Here is a 3,805-nt window from a genome sequence, read left to right on the forward strand (position 1 = left end):
CGTCCTTCAGGGCGGGGAAGACGTTAACGTCGGTGTCTGAAAATTTCCGAAGATGTCCATCGGCGCTTGCCGCGATGGGCATTCGCTGTCAGCATTTGAGTTGCAGCGCTGGTCAGCTTTCCGTTGATTGGCCTCACCAACGGCAATGGCTCGGTTCGCTACGGCGTGCCGGGCCTTTTTCGTTTGTGAATAGCGAGCCAAACTGGCGTACTCTTCTCAAGGAGATTGGGTATGGCTAGATTTACGGTCCCGACGTCGGACCTCCACAGGATCAAGAAGAGACTTCAGACGGCGACGAACAAAGCCCGCCTTGCCGGACTTCCCGTGCCGACCTATTCGATCCTGCGCGACTATTGCGAAACATATCTGGTTCCGGACGGTTTCGCTCGTCTTCGCGGACAGGAAGGAGCGACGAGAGCGGTCGGGGTGTCCTTGAGTGAAATCGAGATCGACCCGGGCGATCCTACGTTCCTTAACTACCGCATCACGGGCGGCAAGCTCCGATACAGGCGCGCGACCGGCGAAACCAGGGTTGCGCAGTGGGGAACCGCGTCAAAGGACATGAAGCCCGGCATTCATTGCGACCATTGCAGGAAAAAGCGAAATCGGGCCAGATCCTACTTCATCGAAAGCGACCACGGAGACTCGCTCGAGGTCGGAAGTACCTGCCTGGAGGAGTTTTTCGGGAGGAACGCTGCGGCCTTCGTGGACGGCCTCGAAAGCCTCTCCTCCATCCTGAGGGAGGCCAAGGAAGCCTCATACACCTCCTTCCGAGATCTCAAGCCGGAGAACGTGGAGGCCGAGACCAATCTTGTTCTCGCCGTCGCCCATCGTATCATCTGCGATCAGGGCTTCGTCTCCTCCGGTGAGGCTGGCTGGAGCGGCGGCATCCCGACATGGCGGCTGGTCGCGGCGGCTATAGAAGTGTCGTCCCGTCCGAATGGCGAGGTCCTCGACAGTCAACTCCCCCTTCTGACCGACTTCATGGTAGCGGAGAGCGTTCTTGAGTATCTCGCCGAAAACGACACAGACTTTAAGAGATCCGCAGCTCTGTCCGCGAAAAGAGGTTTTTGCGGACCCAAGGAAGTCGCAGTGCTCACGGCGGCGGTGGGGACCTATCTGAATTCTCTAGAGAGGAAGGAAAGGCTCGGTGCCCAGAGCTCTGCGGCCGATGCATCGCGACACGTTGGAAGGGTTGGCGACAAGATCGAGTTCGTCGGAGAGGTGACCGGAACGAGGACTTTTCACACTAAGTGGGGCGAATCCAGGTTCGTGAACATGGTCGACGAGGACGGTAATGCTCTCGTCTGGAAGACGAGCTCCGATCCGAACATTTGTGAAGGCAACCTCTATGAGATTTCGGGCACGGTGAAGGAGCACGGCCGCGTGGACGGTGGACCGCTTGAGGGAGCGAGGTTGACTTCGCTGATCCGCGTCCGCTTCGAGAAGGACCTCGGTCCAAGACCTTCCGAACCGTCCTTCGGCAGCTCTTACGGTGAGGAAATCGACGATGAGGACCTAGAAGCCCTCTCGGCAGCCTTCCCGGTCGAAAAAATGTTTTGAAGCTTGCGAAATCATGGACAATCTTGATTTCAGATGAGCACCGGAGAATTGGAGACACTCATGAGTCAGACTTTGGCCCAGCGCCCCCCGGCAGCGGGATCGTATACAAGGGGAGCTAATTTGGAATTGGCATCTTACATGAGCGACGCGAACCAGGAGATGATGAACCAGGCAGGCATCATCTACCTTTCCGTCATGGAGTCGCTTCACGGCGACCGTCAGGCCCTCCAACGCGCGTTCGACAAGGGCGTCACTCCCGGATCGTTCGTCTCCGAGGTCATCTCGGACTTCGGACTTGTTCTAATCAAGGGCGACCGCGATCCGGCAGATGTCGCCAACTACAACAGAACGAAAGCCGCAATCATTGAGTTCTCCGGTTCCGTCGACGATTGGACACTCGGCAAGGCGGGAACTGTCTATAGCCAGAACGATGACGGTATCGCGATTATGTCCCCGAAGAAGAACCCCAACACCGGAAACTTCTACTTTCAGATAGACCAGCACAGCGGCGCGACCTTGTCTCCCACAGGCGACATCCAGGGTGATGTCTCTCCCTCCGTCCGCAGCCGCGGCATCGACATTGAGTCAGCGATCGAGTTTCACAACGAACGCACGGCGGCACTCGCTTCTGGACGGCCGAGCAACAAGTGACCGCCCGTCATCTCCGGAATCTTTCTCGGCGCCCTTCGGGGTGCCTTTTCTTTAGTTGGAAATGTAGAACCCCGCTTCCGCAAGGGCGTCTTTGAGCTTCCACCCGACGGAAACGGTAACGATCACCCGAGGCAGTCCCGACGGGTCGATGGATCGAACGAACAGGGTGCCTCCGGTCTCCAGGAGTTCGATGTCCTCGATCGACGGAAGATCTAGACGATATTCCGTCGCCGATCCCGAATGTCTTTGCCCCGAAACGTAGATAGGCCTCTTCTCACCGTAGTCAGGGCCGTCCATCATCAAGTCGATGGCCTTGAGAACTTCGTCCCTAGAGAAGCCGGAGAACCGCCATGCGGCCTCCGCGCCCGGCACCCATGTGGCGACGGCCGTCTCTCCGGTCTCGTCGCGAACAGCCACGGCGATTGCCGGAGCCTTGTATTTACGGATCACTCTGGACAAGGACTGCACATCCAGTCCGTCCACCCTCCATCCCTCGATCTCTCGTTGGTCCTCGGCATCCCCCATGAGAGCGACCGTTCGCCGCCCGGAAGGGGTCGCCTTCGGCACCGTCCAGGATTTCGCCCATTCCGATTTACGACTGAAGATTCTCAACTCTCCGCTCGCGTCCCTTTCGGCCGGAACGACGAGTATCCAATCCGCGACCGGAACGGACAGACCTCTGGATTCCTCGGGCCACGGACCCTCCGGTCCAGCGATAGCGCTCGTGGTTATTCCGATCAGCGCGAGCGCGCCGAGGATCATGGGTTTCATCGAATGAATCCTTTGTGCGAAATTCGCTTTCTAAAATGCTACGCTCGCGAGGGCGCGTGTTCAACCGCTGCCTTGCCTGGAGCGCGCCGTCGGCCAATCCTGTAGTCAGGAGTTCGATGGAGACCCGGAATGAACGCGTCGATAATTGACAGAAGAACGTTTCTCATCGGGGTAGGCGCTGCGGCCCTACCGTCATCCGCTCAGGCCTTCGGACTTTCGGCCGGACCGGATCTCCTCGGAGCTGTGAACGGTCTTTCCGGAGCGCGGGAGGGGTCTGGCCCGCTCGTCAGAATACTGTTTGCGCCATGGTGCCAATTCGCCCGCAAGCTCTACATCGAGTCACGGGGGTTCACGAGTGTCCTCTCGTTTGTCTGGATGCCATTCTCAGGGGGGCTCGACGAAGCCAAGGCTGCGAGTGAAGCACTACTGATGACGGGCGACCCCGGGGTACTGAGGGGTATCTTCTCCGGCGTTCGGTACGCCGACGGTATCGGAACGCCCCTGTGCGATCAACAGGATCGCCACCTCAACGGAAGGGTGGCTTCAATCGTCGCCCGAGACATCGGCCGCGCGGTCGTCTCCCCCATGCTCGTTTATACGATGGGCCGAGATCGCGTTCGCGTGGTGCCGGGCGCTATCCGTTCCGGGGAGTTTTCCGAGATCGCTAGAATTGCGTCCTGAGCGTTCTCCGGTCCAGCATTCTTGTCGCATGCGCTCAGCAGGACGCATGAGACTGAAAATCTACAGCAACGAACAAGAACGCCACGACGCCTCGCCATTTATAGGTGGTAGGGCCGTCCGTCTCAGGCCTGTGAGGCAG

At 58.8% G+C, this 3,805-nt stretch carries 4 protein-coding genes; 3 read left to right on the forward strand and 1 reads right to left on the reverse strand.

Annotated elements, in window-relative coordinates; genetic code table 11:
* Window positions 1-231: 231 nt before the first annotated feature.
* Together E1297_RS03705 and E1297_RS03710 are read left to right on the forward strand one after the other, a co-directional pair.
* On the forward strand, window positions 232-1,563 hold the full coding sequence (locus tag E1297_RS03705) for a hypothetical protein (protein WP_155134047.1): 1,332 nt from the start codon (window positions 232-234) through the stop codon (window positions 1,561-1,563).
* A gap of 138 nt (window positions 1,564-1,701) precedes the next feature.
* Window positions 1,702-2,214 carry a hypothetical protein gene (locus E1297_RS03710; protein WP_155134050.1) on the forward strand — a complete coding sequence of 171 codons (513 nt, stop codon included), beginning with the start codon at window positions 1,702-1,704 and terminating at the stop codon, window positions 2,212-2,214.
* 51 nt (window positions 2,215-2,265) lie between these two features.
* Here the strand turns inward: E1297_RS03710 and E1297_RS03715 are convergent, their stop codons facing one another.
* Window positions 2,266-2,985, reverse strand: a complete 720-nt coding sequence (locus tag E1297_RS03715; RefSeq protein WP_155134053.1) for a hypothetical protein — start codon at window positions 2,983-2,985, stop codon at window positions 2,266-2,268.
* A 129-nt stretch (window positions 2,986-3,114) separates the two neighbouring features.
* Here E1297_RS03715 and E1297_RS03720 point away from each other — a divergent pair, with 129 nt between their 5' ends.
* Window positions 3,115-3,666 carry a hypothetical protein gene (locus E1297_RS03720; RefSeq protein WP_155134056.1) on the forward strand — a complete coding sequence of 184 codons (552 nt, stop codon included), beginning with the start codon at window positions 3,115-3,117 and terminating at the stop codon, window positions 3,664-3,666.
* The last annotated feature ends 139 nt before the right edge of the window (window positions 3,667-3,805 follow it).

Source organism: Roseibium sp. RKSG952 (genome assembly GCF_009711355.1).

Excerpts from the sequence above, each read along its gene's own strand:
- E1297_RS03705 (WP_155134047.1), top strand. The coding sequence starts at position 232 with ATGGCTAGATTTACGGTCCCGACGTCGGACCTCCACAGGATCAAGAAG.
- E1297_RS03710 (WP_155134050.1), top strand. The coding sequence starts at position 1,702 with ATGAGCGACGCGAACCAGGAGATGATGAACCAGGCAGGCATCATCTAC.
- E1297_RS03715 (WP_155134053.1), bottom strand. The coding sequence starts at position 2,985 with ATGAAACCCATGATCCTCGGCGCGCTCGCGCTGATCGGAATAACCACG.
- E1297_RS03720 (WP_155134056.1), top strand. The coding sequence starts at position 3,115 with ATGAACGCGTCGATAATTGACAGAAGAACGTTTCTCATCGGGGTAGGC.